The sequence below is a fragment of the Haloarcula laminariae genome, from assembly GCF_025457605.1.
GTDB lineage: Archaea > Halobacteriota > Halobacteria > Halobacteriales > Haloarculaceae > Haloarcula > Haloarcula laminariae.
Genome location: NZ_JAMZFY010000001.1, coordinates 1520059 through 1543517 on the forward strand (window position 1 = coordinate 1520059; position 23459 = coordinate 1543517).

Genomic DNA, 23459 nt, shown 5'->3' on the forward strand with positions numbered 1-23459 from the left:
CGACCTACAAATGCGTACGGCCCCAGTTCTCAACGGCGAGAACGGGCTACCAGGTGCCGTGGAACGTGTCGAACTCCAGTTCGTCGAGTTCCTTCTCGCCGACGGCAATCTCGTACTCCCCGGGAGTGAGCATCGGCTTCTTGAACTGCGGGCCGTCGTCGGTGGTGATGCGCGGACAGCCGGTGTTGACGTAGGCGTCCATCCCGAAGTTCGTCAGCCGGTCCGGGGTGACCTCGTCCATCGTGATGAGGTAGGCGTCGTCGTTGTTCTCGACGATTTCCTGGGCCTGGTCCCACCGGCCCTGGCCGATTTTCGTACAGAAGATGACGCCCCAGCTCTCGGCGTCCATCGCACGGTGGACGGCGCCGTAGCGCTGTTTCATGAACTTCTCGGTGTCGGCGATGGTGACGGCGTTGTTGACCGGGTCGGCGATGATGACGTTCTTCTCGGGGTGTTCCATCGCGAGCCCGAGCGGGTGGAACTTCCCGCCGCCGACGTAGAGAATCTGGTCGGCGTCGACGTCGGCGCTGGCGTAGTTACAGCCCAGCACCTGTCCCTCGTTGGTGAGTCGCTCGTCGCCCCGTTGGGTGTGGACCGTGTAGCCCCGGGCTTCGAGCCACTCGCGCATCTCGCCGAACTTGTTCATGTGCTGGGCCGTCGTCACGAGGCCGACGTCCGGGTCCTCGTCGGGGTCGCTGAGTTCCTCCTCGAAGGCCTGCTCCATGATGGGCGTGACCTCGACGTTGGAGAACAGCGGGACGTAGATTATCTTGTCAGACTCCTTCATCGGGGAGTGGCCGAAGTGGACGAACACGTCTGTCCGTCGCATCATGTAGGTGTCGAGGTCACAGGCGCCGTAGCAGGGCTGGCCCGACATCATCACCTGTACGTCGTCCGGAAGCTCCTGGCGGAGGTCGTCGGTCACCGCGGGACCGCGGCGCTTGAGTCCCTCGGGGAACTGGAGGCCGACGGTCTCGGCGTCGCGCTCCTCGACGGCATCGACGATGCGGTCGAGTTCGTAGTCCCACTCGCGGTCGTGTTTCAGCGAGAGGCCCGTGTTCCGCAGGTCCCCCTCGGTTCGCTCTTGGCTCATTGGACCCGTATATCCGTTCGAGGGGGATAACCTCCGCGCTTCCGACCGGATTCACAGCCACACGAGCAGTGCGACCGCCGTCGCCGCCGTGGTGACGACGCCGACGAAGGCCAGCCACTGGGCGAACACGCCCCGTTTCGACGCGCCCGCCGGCCACGTGCTGGACAGTCGGTGGGCGCCGTAGGCCACCAGCGTGGTCACGCCGGTGAAGACGACCGGTATCACGACCAGGCCGGGGGTGACCTCGCCGGCCCCGGGGAACAGCCCAACCTGGATAAGCGGGTCGAGTAACACAACGACCGCGAGCCCGTAGCTGACGCCGAAGACGACGGACAGGAGGAGGTATCGCGGTCTGAGGACCACTCGCCAGGTCGGCGTCGCCTCGTCGGGTCGCCCGCCCGAGGCCCGCACCAGAAACTGCCGGACGTCGGGCAGGACGTACAGCAGCGGCACCGAGAGGACGCCCCCGGCGAGTCCGAGGAGGCCGGTCATCGCCGCGATGATACCCGCCGACAGCATCAACAGGAGGAGGAAATAGATGAGGAGGCCGACGACGAAGAGAAGCCCGTCGAGCAGTTCCATGGGCTGCCATCGTCGGCGGTTCGTAAATAACCCGAGCCGCTGTCTGCCCCCTTCGGCACACATTTACCGCACGAGTCCCAACGCGGTTGTAATGAGCATCGAGACCGAGACTGTCACCGAAATCGATGACGACCACGTCGACCAGCTCGCGACCGAACTCGGCGAGAGCATCGCCCAGCTACCGGTGTACCAGGAGTACCGCCAGGCCAAGGCGAAAGTCGAGAACGACGCCGACGCCCAGCGAGCTATCGAGGAGTTCGAACAGCTCCGCGAGGAGTTCCAGATGGCGCGTCAGACCGGCCAGGCCACCCAGGAGGACCTCCGCAAGGTCCAGGAGGCCCAGGAGGAGCTCCACGACATCCCCTCGATGAGCGAGTACCTGGAGCTCCAGAACGAACTTGAACTCCGCCTCCAGGAGATAAACGAGCTCGTCTCCGCCCAGCTCGACGTGGACTTCGGCGAGACGGCCGGCGGCTGCTGTCAGGACTGAACCGCGACCCTTCTGCCGTTCTTTCGCACGGTCCGGAGCGACGGGAACCTGTCTGTCGCGCCGATAGCACCGCCTCGCCGGTAGCGACCGCTCGGTAGCGCCGACGGAGACTGGGATAAAGTGATGTATGTTCGTATATTACTGGCGAGTAGGTGGGAAAGTATGGTGGGGACGAATCCGGTCAGGGACACCACGACGTTCGTGAGTCTGTATCTGCTCCTGTCGCTGCCCCCGTTTCTCTATCTGAACCGCGGGCTGTCGGCAGTCGTGACGAACCTCGCGCTGGTGGCGACCGCCGGCACGGTGGCGCTGGTTCTCACGGCCGGGCTGTTTTTCCTCAGCGACGGGGTCGGGCGGTACACCGAGTTCTTCTTCGCCGTGACCGACGTGTACTCCGTCGTGGTCGACCTGGCGTTCGTCCTCGCGGCGGTCTCGTGGTGGGTCGTCCCCGAACTCGCCGCCCGATTCCAGTGGGCCGAACTGCGGTACGTCCTCACGGCGGTTATCGTCTGTCACGTCCCGATGGTCCTGTTTCTCTCCCTGCTGACAGTCATGGGTCGCGCTCGGACGGCCGCGTGAGATTCGCGAGCGGTCACCGGTCGTAAGGCCTTAGCCACCGCCCCGCGCAGTCCCGCCCATGACAGTCGAATCCGACTGGGGCGATTGGCTCCTGCGCGCGGTCGAGGACGCCGACCCCGACGGACTGGCGGTCTGGTATCTGGGCTGTAACGGTTTCATCGTCAAGACGAGCGGCGGCGTGACGGTCTTTATCGACCCGTATCTGGGCATCGGCGACCCGCCCCGGACCGTCCGGATGGTGCCGGTGCCGTTCGAGCCCTCGGACGTGACGGAGGCCGACGCCGTCCTCGGGACCCACGAACACACCGACCACGTCCACGGCCCGTCCCAGGCCCCCATCCTCGCGGCCACCGGCGCGACCTACTACACGACCGACAGCGGCCACGAAGTCATTCAGGAGGAGGACTGGACGGGGAACTGGTCGGTGACCGACGACCAGCTCGAAGAGATAGCGGAGGGCGACACGCTCGAACTGGGCGACCTGACGGTCCACGTCGAGCCGGCCAACGACCCCGACGCTGACCACCCCGTCTCCTTCGTCTTCGAGCACGAGTCGGGCACCTTCTTCCACGGCGGCGACGCGCGACCGGGCGCGTTCGAACCGGTCGGCGAGGCCTACGACATCGACCTCGGCGTGCTGGCCTTCGGCGCGGTCGGCATGATTCCGGACTCCGAGACCGGCGAGCCCGAGCGCACGCAGTGGTACAGCGACGAGAACATGATAATCGAGGCGGCCAACGAACTCCAGCTCGATAGGCTGCTCCCGACCCACTGGGACATGTGGAAGGGGATGACGGCGGAGCCGACGGTGCTACACAACCACGCCAGGAGCTTCGACTACCCGGAGAGCCTGGAAATCGTTGAAATCGGCGACCGCGTCGACCTCTGATTCGGCGCCGGCCCGAGCTCCACCACTCGCACAGTTCGGTCGTCAATTGTGTGAAATAATCCCAAACTGACGGCGGCGGAGTACCTTTATTATCCGAGGAGTATGGAGTACCATACATGAGTGATTCGCAAGCGTATGAGGCGATTACCGTCGCCTCGGATGGGGTCACCGTCACCAAGCGATTCGAAGCCGACGAGTTCCCCGTTCCCGCTATCGCGTTCAACGTCGAGTCCCGACGCTCCGAGCCAGTCACGCTCCGGCTCGTCGACACCGTCCCGGACGACGTGGCCGTCGAGGACCTGGGCTTTCACCCCGAGTACGGCTCGGAGTTCTGGGACATCAACGACGACCGGATAACGTTCAAGAAGGAGATCGAGGCCGAAAGCGAATACACGACGGTGTACGGTATCCGGGCGACGGGGACCGACGACGTCGAGAAGTTCCTCACGTCGCCGACCATAGAGAGCATCGTCCCGCCGCTCGACGAGGACGAGACGGACCTCGTCGGCGGCGACAACGACGCTGTCAAGGACGTTATCTCGGGCGAGTCCGACAGCGTCCCCGGCCTCGAAGACGAGGACGACGAGGACATCGAGACGCTGAACCTGAAAGACCCCAACAACGAGGGAACCGCGGCGGCCGAAAGCGCGGACGGCGACGGGGAGACCGACGGCGAGAGTGAGAGCGAGTCCGAGTCGTCGACCGGCAAGGTGGTCGCGGCGATGGCCGACGAGATACGTCAGAACAACGTCTCCGCACAGGACGTGAAACTCCTCAAGCGGGCCCTCGACGCCGTCTCCGAGGACAGCGACCAGGCCGACGGCGTGAACACGGCCCGAATCAACCGCATCCAGAACGACATCGCCGACCTCCGCGCGTACACGGACGCGCTGGAGACGTTCCTGGAGGAGAACGGCACCGGCGACGAGGTAATCGGGGAGTTCGACGACCGACTCGACGCCTTCGAGTCGGAGCTCGACCGCTTCGAGGAGGAAATCAGCAGCACGAAGTCGGCCGCGGAAGCCGCCACTGACGAGATAAACTCCCTGGGCAACGAGGTCGACTCGCTGGAGGACGGCCTCGAAGACGTCGAGGGAACCGTCGACACCATCGAGGGCGAACTCGACGACCTGGAGGGGGAAATCGAGAGCGTCCGGGAGGAGATGGGAGAGGGAGAGCTGGCCGACCGCGTCTCCGAGCTGGAAGAGGAGATAGTCCAGCTCAAGGAGTGGCGCGAGCAGCTCTCGTCGGTCATCGGCGGCAGCAACTGACACCGGCTCGTCCAGGTCGAGCGGTGTCGCCGCCCCTGCGAGGACTGTTCCCGACGGCTGTGGCATAACCGAACCCGTTTTATCCGCGCCAGCGATTGAGTAGGACAATGACGACGACCAGAGTGGCCGTCCCCCGCAAAGGTCGCCCCCTCGAAGCCGTGCTGGAACGGCTCGCCGCCAGAACCGGGACGACGGAACTGGCCGACGAGATTATCTCGACGCTCCGGTACGAGAAGGACCTGACCAAGGGGAACCAGGCCGCCGACGACCACGTCTACGATAGACTCGCCGACTACTCCGAGCTGTCCGACCCGACCCGACCCGAGTTCACGCTCCTGCGGGACGACCGCGACGGGATGCCACGGCGGGTCGTCTTCGACAGCGTCACCGTCCCGACCGACCGCGGTGACGTCCAGCTCATCGGCCGGGAGGAGCCGTTCCGGGCGTTGCGGACCCACGAGTTCGCCCTGGGCTTTGACAGCGCCGACCTCGTCCTGGAGGAGGTCGTCCAGCTACAGGACGACCCGCTGCGGACTATCGACGAGATAAACGACCGCATCGACCCGCTCGACACCGACGTTCGGGTGGTGACCGGCCTCGGCGATACGGTGTACCACACGCTGCTGGCGACGCCGGCCGTCGCCGACAGCCAGGACCGGCCGCTCGACCGCGAGTTCGTCCGGCACTACGCGGGCGAGCTCTGTATCTCGCCCCGCTACGAGCGGCTCATCGAGGCCATCCTCGGGACGGCCGTCCTGGACGACATCTCGTTTACCTACCCCGAGAACGGTCAGGAGGAGGAAGCGGCTATCGCCGACACCGGGCTCGGCGTCTACCTGACGGTCACCGGCTCGACCGCGCGGGACCACGACCTCGTACTGGGCGACCGGCTCTTCCCCAGCGAGACCGTCCTGCTGGAGAACAGCTCCGAGCGGACCCCGGCGACCGAGGGCGTCGCGGAGCTGTTCGACGAACCCGAGCTGTCGACGCTCCAGTCGCCCTGACACTGCGGCTGTTCAGTCTGCATGGACTGGTAAGTGGCCCCTGTCGTGCAGTAATGGCGCCGGCCGTTCCGTCGTGGCCGAGCGGCGCTTGAATCCAGTCGTCGGCCGGGGCCAGAACGCTCGGCGGGCCACCGATGTCCGTCGGGTCGAATACACCCGTTTTTGACACTCTGCCCCGCCAGTAATTCCTGCCGTCTGTCGGGTAACGACGCTGTAACAAATGGGTATCCGGCGCTCGGTTTGTCCGTAGCGCGGTCATCAACGGCCGAGGAACCGCTCGACTAGTAACCACAGCGGCGTATGCGATGGATCAAAACAACACCGAACTCACACGCGATCGCATCTTCGACATACTCAGTAGCCCCCGGAGACGGTACGTGCTCTATTTCCTGCGGACGGAACCGAACCCGATCCAGCTGACCGACCTGGCGGAGCACGTCGCTGCCTGGGAGAACGATACGACCGTCGAGGAGCTGTCGACCCAGCAGCGCAAGCGCGTCTACGTCTCGCTGTATCAGACGCATCTCCCGAAACTCGCAGACTCGGGGCTCGTCAACTACGACGAGGAGTCGGGGGACGTCTCTATCGCCGCGAAAGCGAGCGAGATAGACCCGCTGCTGGGCGAGCAGGGGTCAGAGCCGGCCTGGTATCTCTACTACTTCGGGCTGGCGGTGGTGAGTTCGCTGCTGGTCGTGGCGTCGGTCGCCGGCCTGGCAATCCCGCAGATAGCCCTCGCAATCGGAATCATCGGGGCGTTCGTGGTCCTGACGACGGTCCACGTGGTGTACGAGTGGCGCCAGCAATCACCCCCGTCGGAGTTCCGCGAGTGACGCTCCCAGCTACGGCGGTTCCGGCCGCTTCGGCGTCCGGGGTATCGAACAGTTCACACTTGAGCCGACCGTGTCAGTCGTCGTCCTCGGGCAACAGTTGCTCGGGCGTCCGCAGATACGTCGGCGTGTTCGCAAACTCCGTCATCCGCTCGAGCTCGCTCTCAGTGATGTGTTCTGGCATCACAGAAACGCTCACCGTGAGAGTGGTTAGTAATTGAGTTCATAGTCGCGGGAATGTCCATTATACCGCGGCGGCGACCGTCGCCTCCGGGGAAACCGTCTACCGCCCGATAGACGGCCGTAGCTCCGTGGAGCGGACAGTATACGGAGGATAACGGCCACCGAGGAGGGCCACTCCCACTCGACCCGGCGGACAGTGTCGTCGGTGCGACCGGTGCTTTGGCTGCCCAGTCGGACCCCCGATTTTGCTGCGAGCGCGACCGGCGCCGGACGGCTCGTCGGTGGTTCGAGACTGCGTGTGTCCTCTGTCATGTTGAACTTGTTACAGTCGTGGGTCGACCGGTAACTGGGGTCAGCTACCGCGTGACGTGCGGTGCCGACGGTTTGCTGCCAACGTGGGGCCGTTTGCCGGTCTCGAAAGCTCTGTACGAGGCGTCCCGTGGCGGGGAGTCGGTCGGTCCGAAACAGCGGAAAGCTTATATCCGGGTAAATTTATGTTCACGGTAATACAAGATGGGTGGGTTAGACCCGAGAGACACGTTCGCCGGTGACCGCTTCGACGGGCGCGCGTGTGTAACCGACGACGGGCCGACGTACAACCCGAACACGGACACGTACGTCGGGACGTTCGAGGTGGCATCAGCCAGCCTCGCGGTGACGGAAGCGCTGGCGACCATCCGACACTGCGAGCCGACGGAGCTCGAACCGCTGTACCACTCGGTCGACCCCGACGCGCTGGACCGGCTCGTCAAGTCCGGGACGGACCAGCTCCGCGTGACGATGCAGCTCGACGGGTTCGAGGTCGTCGTCACCGGGGACCGCCGCGTCGAGATTACGCCGCCGGAGTGACCGGCTGCCCCGGTAGCGGGCACACCGACGTGATTCCGTGTTATCCACTCGTTTACCAATACCACGCCCGGCCTCCGGCCTGGTGTGTCACGGACGTTCAGCGAGGACGCAGTGTACGTCGCCGACTCGTCGCTCCGGTGTGACCACCTGCTCTGGAGCCTCGTGCTCGCGGCGGCCGCCGGCGACGTGCTGTTGACCCTCACCGGGCTATCGCTGTGTTTCACCGAGGCGAACCCCGTGGCCAGGGCCTTCCTCGATGTCGCCGGGGGCGCCGGACTCGTCGCACTGAAACTGGCCGCGCTGGCCGTACTGGTCGGCGTCTATCGGGTGGTACGGCCGCTGTTCCGTCGGGCGGCGCTGGTGGCCTTTTTCACCCCACAGCTGCTTGCGGTCTGGCACAACGGGATACTCATCGCGCGACACGCCGGCGGCTGTGGGTGACGCCGCCGAGCTCTACAGGACGCCGAGCCCGGCTTCACCAGTCGGTGACACGTCGTCTCCCGCAGTCGGAAGCGCATTCAGGCCGATTCGTCGACCATGGCCGGCCCCGCGGCGGCCGTTCGCTGCCCTCGCAGGTGCGCGACCAGGTCTTCGGGCGTGTACGCGGTACCGTCGACGAGACAGGGGAAGACGGCCGCCAGCTCGGACCCCTCGTAGACCGCGACGGCCCTGGACGGGGGGACGATTCGCTCGAACGCTTCGTCCCCGTACGCCGTCGTCACCGTCGAGACGCTGAAAAACGGCGCTATCGAGAGGTCACTGTCGGCCGTGAGGTCGTAAAACTCGGTGACCGCATCGAGGATACGACGCCCGCTGCCGAGGTCGGTGAGCGGGCTGCTCGGACAGATGCTGCTCCCCCAGACGAGCAGGTCTACGTCGTCGAGTACGTCGCGGTCGGCGAGCGACCTGAGCGCCGCCACGAGCCGGTCCTGTGACGGCTTGTTCGGGGCGGGCCCGACCGAGTGGACGAAAACGGTCACCCGGAGGTCGCTGTCTGTCGGGGGCACCACTGCGTCGAGCGTCGGGTCGGTAGCGTCGTCTGTGTGCATCGGTATAGCGAAGGCTCGACAGCAGTGATAAACGGGACAGGTCGTTCTCGCCGAATAGAGGCATTACCCGAATAAACGGTAAATTGGGGGAGAGCGCCAACGCAGACCGGACGACGACGGCCGCCGTCGTGTGTGGCCTCGGTGGGGGTGGGGTGGGTGAGTTGGCAAGGGATGGACCGGTGGCCAGTACGTGCGGATGGTTGCTCTCCCCGCGAATCGACCAACAGACCCAGGTCTCATTGTTACTCCGTGGTTAGCTCCGGTAAGCCCTTCGACACTGCTTTGGGGCCCCACTGAGCGGTGCCTGCTGACTGTGCAGCTACCCGAAAGGCCAGCATAACTATCGGTGTCTCCCTGGAGCATCCCGGTAATGCTTGCCCCCACCACTCGGACTGTGTGTTATGGTAGCTAACGACGAAAACTCCGAGGCCGAGGTGTCGCTGACCGAACGGCTAGAGCTACTGGCCTCGAAACGCAGGCGGACGGTGCTCGAACTGCTCGCTGCGTCCGGCACGGCCGTCCACTCGCTGGAGTCGCTTGCGACCGCGGTCACACAGGCCGAACAGGGAGCCGACGCTCAGCCCGCCCGCAGCGTCCGTCTGTGTCTCCATCACGTCCACCTGCCGAAACTCGATGCCGCCGGTCTCGTGGCGTACGACCCCGGCTGTCACGTCGTCGAGTACACGGGGTCCAGAGCGGTCGAACAGCTGCTGGAGACGGTCGAGTAGCTGTCGTCCCCGACGAGACGACGTGCCAGCACCGGAAACAGCTCTTGCCGGCGACGTGGTCCCGTCCGTGTGCCCGCAGCGTACCTGCGACGCTCAGAGCGTTCGGACGACCAGCACCACGGCCCCGGCGAGGAGAACCAGCGCCATCATCGTCGCGCCGCTCTCCCTGGTCGAGTCGCTCCCCAACTCCGTGCTGTTCGAGCTGTCGTCACCGCCGTCGCTCGGGGTCGCCGACTCGGATGCACCGGAGGCGTCCGACGGTTCCGCCGTCGGGGTGGCTGTCGGCGTTGTCGTCTGCGCTGGTGGCGTCGTTGTCGTGGCGGTTGTGGGTGTCGGCGTTGACGTCGGCGTCGGTGTCGACGTCGGCGTGGATGTCGACGTTGGCGTCGATGTCGGGGAAGCTGTGGATGTCGGTGTCGACGGCGTGGTCGGCGTGTTCCCGGCGCCGGTCTGACTCGACATCCCGGGAGCGATGGCGGCCGGATGCGGCTCCCCGGCCCCCAACCCAACCGGCGTCCACAACAGCCCATAGGCGATCAGTGCGACGAGGGTCGTGCTCGCGAGTTTGCGTGTCGTAGCGTCCATAGGTGTGTGTCGGACTGGCGCCCGACTCGGTACTGACTGGCTTCAGAAGAGCGTGGTATTGTTATATCCGCTCAACGACGGTAGCCGCCCGCTTACGCGCTGTCCGTCTGCAGCGGGACCGTCTGTTCGTCGGGGACCGCCCTCGAACTCGCACGGATGGCCTCGATGATACGCAGCGTCCACGTCCCCTCGTCGACCGGTACCGCCGGCGGCTCGTCCCGCTGTATCGCGCGTGCCTCCTCGGCGAACTGGTGGCGGTGAGGGGCCGGGGCGGCCTGGTCGTCGTCTCGGTCGGGGTCAGCGTCCGCGGTGAGGCTCCCGGCTGCCCCCCGTATCTGATTCAGAACGTGGCCGACCGTGTCCAGCGCGCGGGTCTTCGTCGCCTGCTCGTCGCGGCCGCGGACTGTCACCGACTGGGAATCGACGTCGATTTCGATGCTTCCCCGGTCGCCGTGGACCTGGATGACCCTATGGGAGACATCACTCGCCACCACCGTTCCGCTACAGAGCACACCGTCGTCGGTGGTGTACTGGAACTGGGCGCTGTCGTACCCGAACACCTGGTCGCCGTCCAGGAGCGACGCGCTCGACTGTATCGAGTCGGGGTGAGACGGGAAGCCACCGAGGTTCAAGACCGTGTAAATCGGGTGCGCGAGCCCCGCCTCGAACTCGCCGCCGGGGAGCTCGAAGGCGCCCGCCCCGCGGTCAGCGCCGTCGGGCCACGTCTCGCAGGCGTACAGCAGGTCGACGGAACGCACTTCGCCGACAGCACCGTCTTCGATGTGGTCCCGGGCGCTCCGAACGGCCGGCGTGAAGTTCCGGTCGTGGGCGACCGACACGGTGGCGTCGTACTCCGCCACGAGCCGTTCCAGCTCCGCCGCATTGGCGACGGTATCGGTTACCGGGGCCGCTATCAGAACGGGGATGCCGTCCTCGATGGCCATCCGGGCCAGTTCGAGGTGTGTGCCGACCGGCGTACAGAGGTGTATCCACTCCGGTGACTCGCGGGCCAACAGCCCCTCGAAGTCGGCGTAGGCGTTGGCGTCGTACTCGGTTGCCTTCTCTCTGGCTCGTGCCTCGTCCCCGTCACAGACGGCGACGAGTTCCGTAGCCGGGCACTCTTGGACCCCTGCGAGATGGGAGTCGGCCCCCACGCTGCCGACGACCGCGGTTTCCAGTGTCATCGTCCCATCACCCCGTGTCTGAATATATTGTTATACCCGCGCTACGTCGGCGGTAAGGCGCTGTTATCGAACGGCTGTGACGTTCGAATGCCGGCCGAAAACGGCCTGTGGGCGACCGTTCCCCGGTGAAAAAATGACAGTGTAAGATACACTAGTCCGAGTGGACATTTTATCCGCCTCCCCCGTCCAGCGTTAAATTTTCGCCGGAACCCATCTATAGAATGTGTGGTTGGTACGTAGCTGGTGTCCGATACCGGAGTAACTCCCAATTACTAGGTACTCCTTACTGACAAGGTGGTCAGAACTCCTTTTCCGGTAGGAATATCCTGACCGGTATGGCAGACAATTACCGGAACGCGACGGGCGGGAAAGCACAGCATACCAGCCGGCGGCGATTCATGCGAACTGTCAGCGTCACCGGCACGATGGTTGCGGTCGGAACGGCGTCGACCGGCGGCGCGCTCGGCGCCGAGAACACCGTCGACCTCGGGGCCGAAGGCCTCAGCGACGGCGACCTGATCGGGCCGTACCTCGAGGAGTTCTTCGCCGACGGGACGACGGTGTACGTTCCGGCCGGCGAGTACGACTTCAGTGGCGACGGGCTGGGCGGCGAGTACGCCGACGCGGCGCTCGTCGGCGCCCCCGACGGCGTCACGCTCAACCGCCCAACGGACCCCGAATCCGGAGCCAGCCTGCCGCTGGTGGCGACCACGGGGACGGTCCGCATCGAGAACATCGCCATCCGCGGCGGGGCCACCGACAGCCCGTCGCGTCCGAACCGTATCGAGATAGACGGCACCGGCAGCGAGGCGGGCGCCGACTACGAGTTCGCGGTCGGCGGCGACCTCACGCTCGACGAGGGCCACACCGTCGTCGGGAGCGACGAGCCGCTGTGGCTGTCCGGCGACATCGGCGAGGGACACGTCAGCGGCCACGTCCGCGACGGCGTGGACTCCTTTTTCTACAGCGGCGACCTGGAGCGCATCGAAATCGACGGCGACGCGGATATCACCGTGGCACAGGGCTAACGATGGTCACGAAAACAGAGTGGGAGGAGGTCCCCGAGGACCCGGACCCACACGAGAACCTCGGCTACGAACTGGAGGAGCTGACTGTCATCCAGTCGGAGACGAAAGACCAGTTCGTCTTTCTGCCGGCAGAGGAGTCCCACCTGCTGGAGGAGGCCTTTATCGTCGCGACCGAGGACTCGCTCGTCGATTTGACGCAGTAAGCCGACGATAACTAACCCCGCGACCCGCCTCTGCTCAGGCCACGCGTCGGCCCCCAGATGACCTACAGCGAGTACATGCGCGGCGACGAGGTAACGCTCGGCGTCGCTCCGACCGGCTATCGACACTCGACGGACGTGAACGACGCCCTCCCGGTCGAACCCGAGTCCGTCGCGACACAGGTGTACGAGTCGGTGGCGCTCGGGGCGACCGTCGCCCACCTCCACGGACGCGACGGCGACGGGGCCCCCGACCCGGCGCGGCTGCCCGCGTTCGGGCGCGCGGTCAGGGAGCTGTGTGGGCACGACGTGCTGCTCGAATACGCGGCGGGGCCGGACGCGCCGCTGGGCGACTTCCTCGACGCGCTGGACGCGGCGCCGGCCCCCGACCTCGTCACCGTCCGGCTGGGGCCGACGCAGTCGGGCTATCGGTCGGTCGCGGAGACGAGCCGCCGCGACACGGAGCGGCTCGTCGAGGCGGCGCTCGACCGCGGCATCACCCCGAACCTGCTGGTGACTGGCGGCGCCGACTCCCACGAACTCGCCCGTCTGTGCCAGGAGTCGTTGCTGCCCGACCCGCCCGTGGTCACGCTCCAGCTGGGCGCCCCCTCGGGGGCTGTCGGGTCGCCCCTGAGTCTGCTCGCGCTCCTCGATTCGGTGCCCGAGTCGGCCCACTGCTTCGTCCGCGCGACCGGCCCCAACCAGTACCCGCTGACGGCGATGGCCTTCTTCATGGGCGCCCACCCGATGGTCGGCATGGCGGACAACCTCTTTTTCGACCCGGACACCCCGGTCGAGCGCAACGCCCAGCTCGTCCGGACGATGGCACAGCTGGCACAGCGTTCGCTCCGTTCGCTGGCGTCCGTCGAGAGCGCTCGCCGTCGGCTCGCCGTCCCGGCGGCGCTCACCGAGGACACCGACGTCGAGGCGTAGACGCCCCGTAGCCGGCGAAGGCTGTGTATACCTTTGCCTGCGGGGGTTGCCCTCCGGATACGATGGACGCAGTAATACTCGCGGCCGGACAGGGGACTCGACTCCGCCCACTCACCGACGACAAGCCGAAAGGGATGGTCGAAGTGGACGGGAAACCGATACTCACACACTGTTTCGACCAGCTCATCGAGCTGGGCGCCGACGAGCTGTACGTCGTCGTGGGGTACAAGAAACAGAACATCATCAACTACTACGAGGACGAGTACCGGGGCGTGCCGATAACCTACACCCACCAGCGCGAGCAGAAGGGGCTGGCCCACGCCCTGCTGACCGTCGAGGAGCACATCGACGACGACTTCATGCTGATGCTGGGGGACAACATCTTCCAGGCGAACCTCCCCGACGTGGTCAACCGCCAGCGGGAGGAACGCGCCGACGCCGCCTTCCTCGTCGAGGAAGTGCCGTGGGAGGAAGCGTCCCGCTACGGCGTTTGTGACACGAACAAGTACGGCGAGATAACGGAGGTCATCGAGAAGCCCGAGGACCCGCCCTCGAACCTCGTGATGACCGGCTTCTACACGTTCACTCCTGCCATTTTCCACGCCTGCCAGCTCGTCCAGCCCTCCAACCGCGACGAGTACGAGATCAGCGACGCCATCGACCTCCTGTTGCACTCGGGCCGGACCATCGACGCCATCCGCATGGACGGCTGGCGCAACGACATCGGCTACCCCGAGGACCGCGACGAGGCCGAACAGCGGCTCCGGGACGAGGCCGACGAGGCCCAGGTCGAGGCCGGCGAGCAGTCGAACGACGCCGAGGAAGACGTCGCGTCCGTCCCGTCCTCGGAGTAACCGCGTCTCTTCTCGCCCGCGGCTCCGCTCACGCCGCGGTGGCGTCCGGTACGGCCACGCGGTCCGCCACCGACCGCATCGTCTCCACGGTGAGGTCCGTCTCTGCCCGCACGCTGTCGATGTGGGCACAGACGGTCCGGAACCGGGCGAGGTCGGCCTCGGTCGTGAGCTCGCTCGGGCGAAGCCAGAGGTGACAGAGCCCCTCCCCCGCAGCGGCCGCGTCGACGCCGAGTTTGGCCCGCTTGACGGTCGGGTCGCCGACCGTCGCGGCGAGGAGCCGCTGGGTCGGCCCCGTCGAGCCGAACAGGGACAGCGAAGGGGGGACGTTCACGAGGCCGTACTCGTCTCTCTCCGGCTCGACGAGCGGCGGCGGGTCCCGAACCACCGTCGCCCGGGCGAGCCTGCGGAGCGGCGCCGGGTACGGGCTGTCCGCGGTGGCCTCGGGCCGGGCCCCCCGGTAGCAGCGAAAGCCCGCCTCGGCGAGTATCTCCCGGTGCCCCACCCGGTTGTGGGGGAAGACAAAGGAGGCCACGTCGACGCCGGCCGCCTCGGCGGCCTCGATAGCGCGGTCACACTCCGCGCGCGCGAGGGCTTCGGTCGCGTCGTCGTCGAACGCCGCGTGCGAGTAGCTGTGTATCCCGATGTCGTGGTCGAGGTCGCTCCCGACCAGGTCGTCGAGTAGCCCCGGCGCGTACCGGTACTGTTCGTCCATCGGCTCCTCGCCGCGCTCGTGGGCGAACCACCCCGGCGGCGAGGGGTGGCCGACGTGAGCGCCGGCACAGTCCGTTTCGAATAGGTGGCCCACGACCGCCCACGTCGCCGGGATGTCGTACGACTCGAGTGTCTCGGCCATCTGTTCCCACCCCCACCGGGAGCGGGCGATGCGTTCGGTCGGCCGCTGTGGGGCGGGGTTCTCGTGAAACCGCCAGCCGAGCGCCGCGTCGATAGAGATGACGACTGCTCCCATTTGTTCCCGACTGACCCCGCCCCGTCTAAGTTATGCCGCGGGGTGGAATCCCGACCGCCGGGGTAGCACCCCGCTACGACGCCGCCGTCCGGTCCCGCTGACGACAGGAACAGTATAACAAAGCCCTGAACTGGTAGAAATCTCGGACTGAGTCCAGATGACCGGTACGAATCAGAGCCAGAGCGGGTCAGTGACGGTGAACACGCGGCGAGGGGGGCCTACCGATGAGTAAGTGACAACTTGGTGACGGCTGTCGAATCGCGGAGTCGGCCGACATCCTCCCGCCCGAGAGCGGCCAGTCGCCAGTCAGAATCGGCGCCGACTCGGTAGTCCGGGCGGGGTCGGTGATCTATCCCGACGTCGTCGCCGGGAACCGGCTGCAGACCGGCCACCACGCCGTCCTCAGACCGCAGACGACCGTCGGCCACGACTGCGCCGTCGGCGCCCAGGTCGTCGTCGACGGACGGAGCGACCTCGGTGACGAGGTGGACCTACAGACCGGGGCGTACGTCCCGTCGGAGACGACCATCGGCGACCGGGTGTTCGTCGGGCCCCGGGCCGTCCTGACGAACGACCCGTACCCGCTCCGCCAGGGGGTCGACCCCGCGGGGCCGACACTCGAAGACGACGCCACCGTCGGTGCGAACGCCACCGTGTTGCCGGGCGTGACCGTCGGTGAACGCGCCTTCGTCGCCGCGGGGGCGGTCGTCACCGAGGACGTACCACCGTCGACACTCGCGGTGGGAGCGCCGGCGAAACACCGGCCGCTACCGGAGCACCTGACCGCCGGCAACGTCCCTCGGTGAGGTGACCCCGGAGCCGAGGGTCGGGACCGGTTATCAGGGGTGACGGGGGCCCGCTTGCGGCGGCCCGGCCGCGATACCGGGGAAGGCCCGATACCGACCCCATCGACGGGGCGGCGGCCACCCCGACAGGCGCTCTATAACTACCGGGGCCGTTCGGGAAACGGTGACCATGCCGTCGGTCGCATTCCTGGGGAGCCATCCTCTCGGCGAGCGCTGTCTGGACCAACTGACCAGCCACGACGCCTTCTCCGTCGAGTTGGTCGTGACGTACGGGCCCGGCGAGGACACCTGGTGGGACGGCTGCCTGTACGACCGCGCCGAGCGGATGGGCCACCGGGTCGTCACACGGGACTCGGTGCGGGCGGTGCTCGACTACGACGTGGACTACCTCGTCAGCGTCTACTATCCCGACGTTCTCGACGCCGAGTTGCTGGCCCACCCGAACGTCGCCCCGCTGAACCTCCACCAGGCCGAACTGCCCCGGTATCGAGGGCAGTACGCTTTCTCGCATGCAATCATGAACGCCCGGGCGGACGACCACTGGCGGTACGGGACCACGCTGCACGTGATGGCGCCGGAGGTCGAGACCGGCGACATCGTCGCCCGCAGGTTCGTCCCCATCGCGGAGTCCGACACGGCGCGGACGCTGTACGACCGCGTCTGTGACGCCTCCGTGGAGCTGTTCCGCGAACAGCTCACGACGCTCCGCGACGGAGCGGTCCGCCGGGTCGCGACCCCCCAGTCGGCGTACAACGGCGAGCGCTACGGCGACACCGGGGAGCGTCTCGACGTGTCCAAGGCGATTCCGGTCGAGCGGCTGGCCGACGACGACGAGGCGACGCAGCTGGCGGTGTACGATAAGATACGCGCGCTCGACTTCCCGCCGTTCGAACCGGCCTACACGGAACTGGGCGGGCGGCGGGTGTATCTCACCGCGACGAACTACGGCGATATCTTCGGACGGACCGCGGTGGGGGACATCGACGACGAGACGGGCCGGATAGCGGTCCCACAGCCCGATGGTCGCCACTGAAAAGGGTTCCACAGCGGTCTGAAAACAGCGTCGCGAGCGGCGCGGCCGTCAGTCGGACGACCGAACGAGGAACCCACCGAGCAGCGGCTACAGCATGTTCTCGGCCTCGATTGTCTCCCACACTTCGAGGCCCTCGTCGGTGATGCCGTACACCCGGCCCTTGCGTCGGTTCTCCGAGACGAGCAGCGTCACGAGGTCCGTGTCGCGAAGCTCCTGGAGCGCCCGCGAGACGTGGGCGATGCTGAGCTCCGTCTCGTCCGCGATGAGCGACGGCGTCGCCGGGCCGTCCGAGAGGCGCCGGAGCGTCGCGATTCGGTACCGCGAGCTGATGACGTAGCTGATGTCGTCCCACGGGTCGGGCTCGCTCATCGTCGTCTCCCCTCCGTGGACGGGGCGCGTTCACAGTCGTGTTCGATGCCGCCGCTTGGTCGGGCGCGGTTGTCTGTAACCATATGGGTTCGGTGGGGCCTCGGTGCGCCGCTCGGTCGGCCGAGCCGCCGTCGGCGCGCGCGTGTCATCGTCTGGTACTCCGGCGTCGCTCGGCGACGCACTCTCGGTACAGTGTCACACGGACCCGTCCACGGCAGTCCGGGTCCGTCCGGACACCAGCCTCCGCGGCGGCCGACTGCTCGCTGACGGACTCGCCCGTGCTCTGTGCCGTGCGTTTCTCCATGCGGTTGCGGATGTCCCCGTCTCGAAGCCACTGTTGGGGGACACACACGTGGCCCCACCTTTGTTACGTATCACATATACCGGATACAGAGTGGGTATCTCCGGTGAGACGAATCGGGACCCAGCTGGGGTGAAACTGAGCCGTTAGCGCCCGCATCCGACGAAACACGCCCTTTCTCTCTGCAAGCGATATATAATCCTCCCAACGCTTTATCTCCCGACAGGCCGTGGGCGATGTTCGAGCGGTCCCGACCCGACACACCGTGACGGCGTTCCCGCACCGGTAAAGCGTCGTCGGGGCTCCGGGTTATCTTCCGCTACCGACCGACGGCGTCGGGAAGCGTAACCGAGATACACCGCGTCTGTTCCCGACCGTACTGGATGCTAGTTGGCCAGTACACATAAGATATATGTCAAAACAAAGTATTAAGTGTGGGACGATTGACTGTTCTGTCAGACGCTTGGGGTTCGGACAGCCCACAGATCTTGCAAGATATCGGGGGTGCAAGGAGCCAAACCCGTTGCGAGGACTACGTACCGTCCGGATTCCGAGCTACGGAGGACCATACAATGAGTACCCAGGACCAATCCGCACACTCCAATGCCGACCAACCGACTCGAACCGACAGCCAGAACGAGGGACCCGATGGTACAGCGCAACAGGGCGAGGAGGTCACTGAGCCCGAGCCGGAGCCGCTTTCCTTGGACCTCGTCTTCGAGATACTCAAGAACAGCCGGCGGCGCGAGGTAATTCACTATCTGAGGGACCGGGAGGCAGAAGAGCGGGTCTCGCTCGGCGAACTGGCCGAGCACGTCGCCGCCATCGAGAACGACACGACGACCGAGCAGCTCACGTCCAGCCAGCGAAAACGGGTCTACGTCGGTCTCTACCAGTGCCACCTCCCGAAGATGGACGACATGGGGGTCGTCGACTTCAACCAGGACCGCGGCCACGTAGCGCTGGCCCCGCAGGCGGACTGTCTGACCGAGTATCTTGACCGCCCGACCGAAGACGAGAGCGTGCAGTGGCATCGGTACTACGGCGCTATCTCGGCTGTCGGCGTCGCAATCGTCGGGCTCTCCTTTGGGGTCGGTCTCACCTCGGGGCTCGCGGCGGGGCTGCTCGGGCTCGTCATCGCGACGTTCGCGTTTTGCTCGGCGTGTCACTGGGTCACTGAAACCCGCGAGGAAGACTGACTCGGCGAGCGCGCCGGTCTGTCCGAAACGACGAGAGCGAAAGGGGGTGGGTCGGAGCGGTGGCCCGCCGTCGGCCGCGAGTCGGACGGGTAGGCGCGACGACCGGCCAACTGCGCCCCGCTGTGTCGGACACGCGTGGATGGTGAACCGTTCCGGGTTGGGATGGCCGACAGCCGCCGTCACCGGCGCGCGTCGGCAACTGAAGAGAGGGACGACATCTGTATTGTAACCCTGTTCCTACGCTTTAGACCACCCAGACAGCCCTAATTGGCCGCAGCTAAACGGGCGTATACGGACTTCCTGCGGGCCTGTCTGTAGCGTATCGGGACCACGACGCCGCCTGGGCCACGGCAGGCCGGCGTGCTCGACTCCAGGGTCGGCCTCCGGTGGTCCGGAGCGTCGTCGACAGAAGGGAAGGTGTCGGTTGTCGCGACAGGGGCCGAGGGACGCAGGACCAGGAGATGCCTCGGGTCGCGACAGTCACACGTCACGGGCCGCTCTCTATGACTATAAACGGCTTATTCGCGCTGTCCCGTCGGTAGCTCCTGCCCAGGCCCACACGTATACCAGCGTCCCTACTCTACCGGGTAGTATGTCAGCACGTATCGCCATCCTCGGTGGCACGTTCACCCCGATTCACAACGGTCATCGCGCGTTGCTCCACAGCGCGTTCCAGACCGCGAGTCACGACGGTCAGGGGGACGGACACGTCATAGTCGGTCTGACGGCCGAATCACTGGCCCGCGAGACGCGAAGCGACCCCTCACACGCGGACCAGCTGGGCTCGTACACGGACCGAGCGGAGACGCTCGGAAACACGCTGGAGCGTATCTCCGACGCTTACCCAGCGACGTGGGAGATAGTCAAGATAACGGACACGTTCGGCCCTGCCGCCACGCGGGAGGACGCTGACGCCCTCGTCGTCGCGCCGGAGGGGAAAGCCCAGCAACGCGCCCACGAGCTGAACGACGAGCGCCTCCAGCGCGGGTACCAACCGCTCGAGATACACACCTCGCCGTTCGTGGTCGCCGAGGACGGACTCCGCATAAGTAGCACTCGCATCCGAAACGGTGAGATAAACGCCCAGGGCCGACTACTCGAGACCGACGACTGAAACGAACAGCAGTAGCGACCGTGGTGGAAAAAGTCATCGGCGGGACAGCTTCCTCCTGCACCGCTGCGGCAGGAGGCTCCCCCGGCGCGGACTCAGCCGGTCACTCGTGTGTGCTCTCGCCGCTCGGCTCGGCGAGCGTCTCCGAGAGCCCGTCGTCCTGTACCATCGTCGAGACGTACTCGGCCGTGGAGGCCTCGGCCGGGGCCACGTCCCGACCCGATTCGGTGTCTTGCTCCTGTGTCTCGACGCAGACGTCGGTGCCGGTCACCGCCAGGAAGATGTCCTGTAAGTGCTCGTGTGACGATTTGTCGCTGTCGGCTGGTACGTCGCTGCTCATCGGTCGCCCCACCTACGTGTTGCAGTTCGCCGGGTCCACCGGCTGTGTACGGTTTGATCAACCATGACATGACGCCCAAGAAGCGGGGGAACATAACTATACAGCGACAAACCCGGAGTATACCCTGACTAGAGATTCTACACTCGTTGTTTACCCGGGGCTAACCGTTGTTTCGCACTGACCAGCACCGCACGGCGAAGCATCCGCAGAAATCGGGCCGTTAGCGAGTCAGCGGTGGGTACAACCGAACTCCTGTGTTGTGAGTTCGCAACTCGGACCCTGAGTTAGCGTACTCGATGCCGCCAGTTCTGTATAGCAGTATGTGGTTTATGCGTTCACTCTCAGCCGCGAGAAATGTCTATAGAAACGTACTTCACAGCAGTGAATAAATGTGATTCTCGTAACTCTCCCGGACTCTGCTGCCCCACTCGTGGGTGTACGTGTCGATGACGTCCTGTGCCACGTCGCCCCGCAGATACTTGACGACCCCGCGGTCGCCCGTTCGGTCCCGGAGGTGGGTCGTGAAGAAGTGCCGGAAGTAGTGGGGCGTGACGTTCTCCTCGGTCCCGCCGCCGTCGCGGTACCAGCCGTGGTCGCGTGCGTGTCCCTCGACGAGGTGGTGGACCATGTCGGGCGTGAGTCGCTGTCCCCAGTCACCGCTCGTGGAGACGAACAGCGGCTCCGCGTCGGAACGGACGTCCGGCCGAATCGCCAGCCAGCGCCGCAGCGTCCGGGCGAGTTCGGCATCGACCGGAATCGTCGTGTCCCGTTTCCGCTTGTTCGAGGCGGTGCGTTTCTCGCCGTTAGTCACCGCACCGCGGCTCGGTTCAGCAGCGACGTACAGCGAGTCCGGCCGCCCGTCGAGGGCGGCGCGAACAGGCACCTCGGGGCTCGGTCCCGGTTCGGCCAGATTCAGGTCTCTGAGGTCCAGATTGCAGAGCTCGCCCGCTCGCATCCCCGTCTTCAGTAGCGTCAGAATCACTGCTCGGGTCAAGGGGTGACCGATGTCCCCGACGAACGCCCGCATCCCCTCGATGCCGATCTCACGCCGCGTCGGGTCCGTGTTGATTGACTCGTCCATCTCCTCCATCACCAGGGTCATCGGGTTGGAGTCGAACGTCCCGACCTGCGTCATGTAGGCGAAAAACCGGTGGAGGTAGGAGGCGTACGTCGCCACGGTGCTCTCGCTGTGGTCGCCTCTGAGGCCGTGTACGTAGGCCATACAGTCCCGGTGTGAGGCCGCTGCGACCGGAACCGAACGGTCGCTCTCGGCCAGAAACGCTTCGAAGCCCCGCAACACCCGCTCGTAGAACTCCCGCGTCCGCTCGCTTTTCCCGTGGTAGGTGACGTCGTCGAGAAAGTAGCCGATGGGGTCGTCTTCGGGTTCGGGGGCCGTGGTCTCGGAACTCATTCGTCGAGCACGTACCCCCCGTGGCGACCGCTGTATCTCACCCGACCGTCCGACTGCAACTCCTGAAGCGTCTCGTCGAGGCGTTGCTCGATGTCGTCGGTGAGGGCCGCGACCAGCTCGTCCCAGTCGTAATGGTCCCCATCGGAGAGGGCCTCGACGACACGTGTTTCGAGCTCGTTACCCCCAGGGTCAGCGTCCGGAGAACGGGGTTCCTCAGCTTCGGCGTTCGCCGAATTCGGATCGTCGGGTTCGAATCCGCTCCGGCCGGCCTGAACCATCGTCCGGACGAACTCGCTCTGGCTCATATCGAGCCTTTCGGCGTGGGACTGCCACCGTTCCTTCTGGTATCTCGGAACGTAGGTCCGCACCGAGGTGCGCTCGTCACTGTCATCTCCCATGGGCTGGCTTCTCCCCGGGGCTACTTCAATCTGGTTCCATACAACCGCATAAAGACACTTATCTGTGCAAGCACGGCTACAGTGGCGGTGGATAGTTAATACCATCACAAATACAAACCCAGAATTTTTGCTGCCACTCTCTCTGAGTATAGATACACAGATATATTATGTCCTTACAGGTGCAGCTTATCTTTCTTCACGAGGGCTATCGACAGTCACCTACAGAGGCTACAGCTACGGTGTTCCTCCCCGCCTTGAGGTGTTGGGGAGAAGTATGGGATTTTCTACTACTGTGGACCGACTGCTTCCTGCGAGCCCAGAGTCACTGGCCCCAGCGTTACCGAATGCACTCCGGGAGTCTCGATTGAATGGGCCAGCTGTCACGACCGCTGATTCGCGGTGAGGTCGGTCGGAATTGCGGCCCTGGTGCCTTTGATCTCTCGTCGTCCTAGAGGAGCCGACCGGTGAGTGCCTCGCGTAACTGAATCAGATACATCATCGTGTGGCTCGACGGTGGCCTGTAACCGACCTTGTCCTCGGGTGGAGAGTACGCTGATTCGACAGTCACACGGGGTGTGCATCGTCACAGGCGGAAAGCAGGCCAGTGAACAAGCGGGCGTATGCAGGCCTGATAGGCTACTGGAGGCGCACATATCGTCCGCTGCTGGTACCTTCGACTGCAGGCATGCCGGGGTCAATCACTGGACTACCGATACTGCGACCGACGTTTGTCGGTATAATCCGCTGTATCCCGTCACGGCGTATTCGAGGCCGCACAGCCTGCCGTCCGTTCGCACGTGCTCAGCTGATTGGTCACACCTGGTCGTACGGTTGATATCTGTACTGCCCCACTATCTCGATATTTCCCGTCGGGAGGCAGGCTGAGGTTTTACGGCCAGGTATACGCGCTGTACGTCACGTGGGTCGTTGTTATCTGGCTCCGGAAAGATGGCCTTCTCATTCGAATGAGTCAGCGTCGCATGCTCGTAGATGACGGCCATGCTCTCGTGGCTCGTGCAATCGACGTTGAGGCCAGATTCATGGGGTAATTGTCATTAATTCGATTGGTCCCCTGTCCGACTGACGACTCGTAAATCATATATCGCTATATCGAAGATGGCCGGATGATGTACGATATCGGTGCGGTTCGGACCCGTGAGCGACGTGGCTAGATTTGTACCCGCAGGGTGACGATG

The 23459-nt window shown here is 65.3% G+C and carries 27 protein-coding genes; 17 read left to right on the top strand and 10 right to left on the bottom strand.

The genetic code is table 11. The features are described from left to right. Positions 1-46: 46 nt before the first annotated feature. Together dph2 and NJQ98_RS07770 are read right to left on the bottom strand one after the other, a co-directional pair. The gene (gene dph2, locus NJQ98_RS07765) at positions 47-1093 is read right to left on the bottom strand and encodes a diphthamide biosynthesis enzyme Dph2 (protein ID WP_262177575.1); all 1047 of its coding nucleotides are present in this window, start codon (positions 1091-1093) and stop codon (positions 47-49) included. Positions 1094-1144: 51 nt separating this feature from the next. Next, the gene (locus tag NJQ98_RS07770; RefSeq protein ID WP_262177577.1) at positions 1145-1675 is read right to left on the bottom strand and encodes a hypothetical protein; all 531 of its coding nucleotides are present in this window, start codon (positions 1673-1675) and stop codon (positions 1145-1147) included. A gap of 91 nt (positions 1676-1766) precedes the next feature. Here NJQ98_RS07770 and NJQ98_RS07775 point away from each other — a divergent pair, with 91 nt between their 5' ends. The 8 genes from NJQ98_RS07775 (at position 1767) to NJQ98_RS07810 (ending at position 8208) form a co-directional block, all read left to right on the top strand. After that, the gene (locus tag NJQ98_RS07775) at positions 1767-2165 is read left to right on the top strand and encodes a YlbF/YmcA family competence regulator (RefSeq protein WP_262177580.1); all 399 of its coding nucleotides are present in this window, start codon (positions 1767-1769) and stop codon (positions 2163-2165) included. Positions 2166-2327: 162 nt separating this feature from the next. Continuing rightward, positions 2328-2744, top strand: a complete 417-nt coding sequence (locus NJQ98_RS07780) for a hypothetical protein (protein ID WP_262177581.1) — start codon at positions 2328-2330, stop codon at positions 2742-2744. A gap of 58 nt (positions 2745-2802) precedes the next feature. After that, positions 2803-3633, top strand: a complete 831-nt coding sequence (locus NJQ98_RS07785) for an MBL fold metallo-hydrolase (RefSeq protein ID WP_262177582.1) — start codon at positions 2803-2805, stop codon at positions 3631-3633. A gap of 116 nt (positions 3634-3749) precedes the next feature. Continuing rightward, positions 3750-4904, top strand: coding sequence for a coiled-coil domain-containing protein (locus NJQ98_RS07790; RefSeq protein ID WP_262177584.1), 1155 nt, complete (start codon positions 3750-3752; stop codon positions 4902-4904). A 107-nt stretch (positions 4905-5011) separates the two neighbouring features. Beyond that, positions 5012-5908 carry a phosphoribosyltransferase HisG-related protein gene (locus tag NJQ98_RS07795; protein WP_262177587.1) on the top strand — a complete coding sequence of 299 codons (897 nt, stop codon included), beginning with the start codon at positions 5012-5014 and terminating at the stop codon, positions 5906-5908. A 305-nt stretch (positions 5909-6213) separates the two neighbouring features. Beyond that, the gene (locus NJQ98_RS07800; RefSeq protein ID WP_262177588.1) at positions 6214-6738 is read left to right on the top strand and encodes a DUF7344 domain-containing protein; all 525 of its coding nucleotides are present in this window, start codon (positions 6214-6216) and stop codon (positions 6736-6738) included. Between the two features lie 693 nt (positions 6739-7431). Further along, entirely contained in the window at positions 7432-7767 is a 336-nt protein-coding gene (locus NJQ98_RS07805; RefSeq protein WP_262177589.1) for a HalOD1 output domain-containing protein, read from the top strand. An 84-nt stretch (positions 7768-7851) separates the two neighbouring features. After that, complete coding sequence (locus NJQ98_RS07810; protein WP_262177591.1) at positions 7852-8208, top strand: DUF5658 family protein; 357 nt, start codon at positions 7852-7854, stop codon at positions 8206-8208. 77 nt (positions 8209-8285) lie between these two features. Here the strand turns inward: NJQ98_RS07810 and NJQ98_RS07815 are convergent, their stop codons facing one another. Next, positions 8286-8816, bottom strand: a complete 531-nt coding sequence (locus NJQ98_RS07815) for an HTH domain-containing protein (protein WP_262177592.1) — start codon at positions 8814-8816, stop codon at positions 8286-8288. 401 nt (positions 8817-9217) lie between these two features. Between NJQ98_RS07815 and NJQ98_RS07820 the strand changes: the two genes are divergently transcribed. Then, entirely contained in the window at positions 9218-9544 is a 327-nt protein-coding gene (locus tag NJQ98_RS07820) for a DUF7344 domain-containing protein (protein ID WP_262177594.1), read from the top strand. A gap of 208 nt (positions 9545-9752) precedes the next feature. Here NJQ98_RS07820 and NJQ98_RS07825 read toward each other — a convergent pair whose 3' ends face one another. Further along, on the bottom strand, positions 9753-10064 hold the full coding sequence (locus tag NJQ98_RS07825; RefSeq protein WP_262177595.1) for a hypothetical protein: 312 nt from the start codon (positions 10062-10064) through the stop codon (positions 9753-9755). Between the two features lie 157 nt (positions 10065-10221). Beyond that, a complete protein-coding gene (locus NJQ98_RS07830) occupies positions 10222-11313 on the bottom strand; it encodes a Gfo/Idh/MocA family protein (protein WP_262177596.1) in 1092 nt (363 codons plus the stop codon). A gap of 335 nt (positions 11314-11648) precedes the next feature. On the opposite strand from NJQ98_RS07830, the gene NJQ98_RS07835 reads away from it, so the two are divergent. From NJQ98_RS07835 to aglF, 4 genes are all read left to right on the top strand, one after another. Continuing rightward, positions 11649-12341: a hypothetical protein gene (locus NJQ98_RS07835; RefSeq protein WP_262177597.1), complete on the top strand. Its 693-nt coding sequence runs from the start codon at positions 11649-11651 to the stop codon at positions 12339-12341. A gap of 2 nt (positions 12342-12343) precedes the next feature. Continuing rightward, entirely contained in the window at positions 12344-12544 is a 201-nt protein-coding gene (locus NJQ98_RS07840; RefSeq protein WP_262177599.1) for a hypothetical protein, read from the top strand. 57 nt (positions 12545-12601) lie between these two features. Continuing rightward, positions 12602-13474: a 3-keto-5-aminohexanoate cleavage protein gene (locus tag NJQ98_RS07845; RefSeq protein WP_262177601.1), complete on the top strand. Its 873-nt coding sequence runs from the start codon at positions 12602-12604 to the stop codon at positions 13472-13474. 62 nt (positions 13475-13536) lie between these two features. Further along, entirely contained in the window at positions 13537-14328 is a 792-nt protein-coding gene (gene aglF, locus NJQ98_RS07850) for a UTP--glucose-1-phosphate uridylyltransferase AglF (protein ID WP_262177602.1), read from the top strand. Positions 14329-14356: 28 nt separating this feature from the next. Here aglF and NJQ98_RS07855 read toward each other — a convergent pair whose 3' ends face one another. Next, entirely contained in the window at positions 14357-15295 is a 939-nt protein-coding gene (locus NJQ98_RS07855) for a polysaccharide deacetylase family protein (RefSeq protein ID WP_262177604.1), read from the bottom strand. A gap of 257 nt (positions 15296-15552) precedes the next feature. On the opposite strand from NJQ98_RS07855, the gene NJQ98_RS07860 reads away from it, so the two are divergent. Both NJQ98_RS07860 and NJQ98_RS07865 read left to right on the top strand, forming a co-directional pair. Further along, positions 15553-16101, top strand: coding sequence for an acyltransferase (locus NJQ98_RS07860; protein WP_262178773.1), 549 nt, complete (start codon positions 15553-15555; stop codon positions 16099-16101). A 169-nt stretch (positions 16102-16270) separates the two neighbouring features. After that, positions 16271-17134, top strand: a complete 864-nt coding sequence (locus NJQ98_RS07865; RefSeq protein ID WP_262178775.1) for a formyl transferase — start codon at positions 16271-16273, stop codon at positions 17132-17134. 87 nt (positions 17135-17221) lie between these two features. Here NJQ98_RS07865 and NJQ98_RS07870 read toward each other — a convergent pair whose 3' ends face one another. Continuing rightward, entirely contained in the window at positions 17222-17503 is a 282-nt protein-coding gene (locus NJQ98_RS07870) for an ArsR family transcriptional regulator (protein ID WP_262177605.1), read from the bottom strand. 873 nt (positions 17504-18376) lie between these two features. Between NJQ98_RS07870 and NJQ98_RS07875 the strand changes: the two genes are divergently transcribed. Both NJQ98_RS07875 and NJQ98_RS07880 read left to right on the top strand, forming a co-directional pair. Continuing rightward, positions 18377-19003 carry a DUF7344 domain-containing protein gene (locus NJQ98_RS07875; RefSeq protein ID WP_262177606.1) on the top strand — a complete coding sequence of 209 codons (627 nt, stop codon included), beginning with the start codon at positions 18377-18379 and terminating at the stop codon, positions 19001-19003. 592 nt (positions 19004-19595) lie between these two features. Further along, the gene (locus NJQ98_RS07880) at positions 19596-20117 is read left to right on the top strand and encodes a phosphopantetheine adenylyltransferase (protein WP_262177607.1); all 522 of its coding nucleotides are present in this window, start codon (positions 19596-19598) and stop codon (positions 20115-20117) included. Between the two features lie 100 nt (positions 20118-20217). Here NJQ98_RS07880 and NJQ98_RS07885 read toward each other — a convergent pair whose 3' ends face one another. From NJQ98_RS07885 to NJQ98_RS07895, 3 genes are all read right to left on the bottom strand, one after another. Further along, complete coding sequence (locus tag NJQ98_RS07885; protein ID WP_262177609.1) at positions 20218-20454, bottom strand: hypothetical protein; 237 nt, start codon at positions 20452-20454, stop codon at positions 20218-20220. A 373-nt stretch (positions 20455-20827) separates the two neighbouring features. Beyond that, the gene (locus NJQ98_RS07890) at positions 20828-21865 is read right to left on the bottom strand and encodes a tyrosine-type recombinase/integrase (protein WP_262177611.1); all 1038 of its coding nucleotides are present in this window, start codon (positions 21863-21865) and stop codon (positions 20828-20830) included. After that, a complete protein-coding gene (locus NJQ98_RS07895) occupies positions 21862-22263 on the bottom strand; it encodes a DUF5805 domain-containing protein (protein WP_262177613.1) in 402 nt (133 codons plus the stop codon). The genes NJQ98_RS07890 and NJQ98_RS07895 overlap by 4 nt, the downstream gene beginning before the upstream one ends. Positions 22264-23459: the final 1196 nt, after the last annotated feature.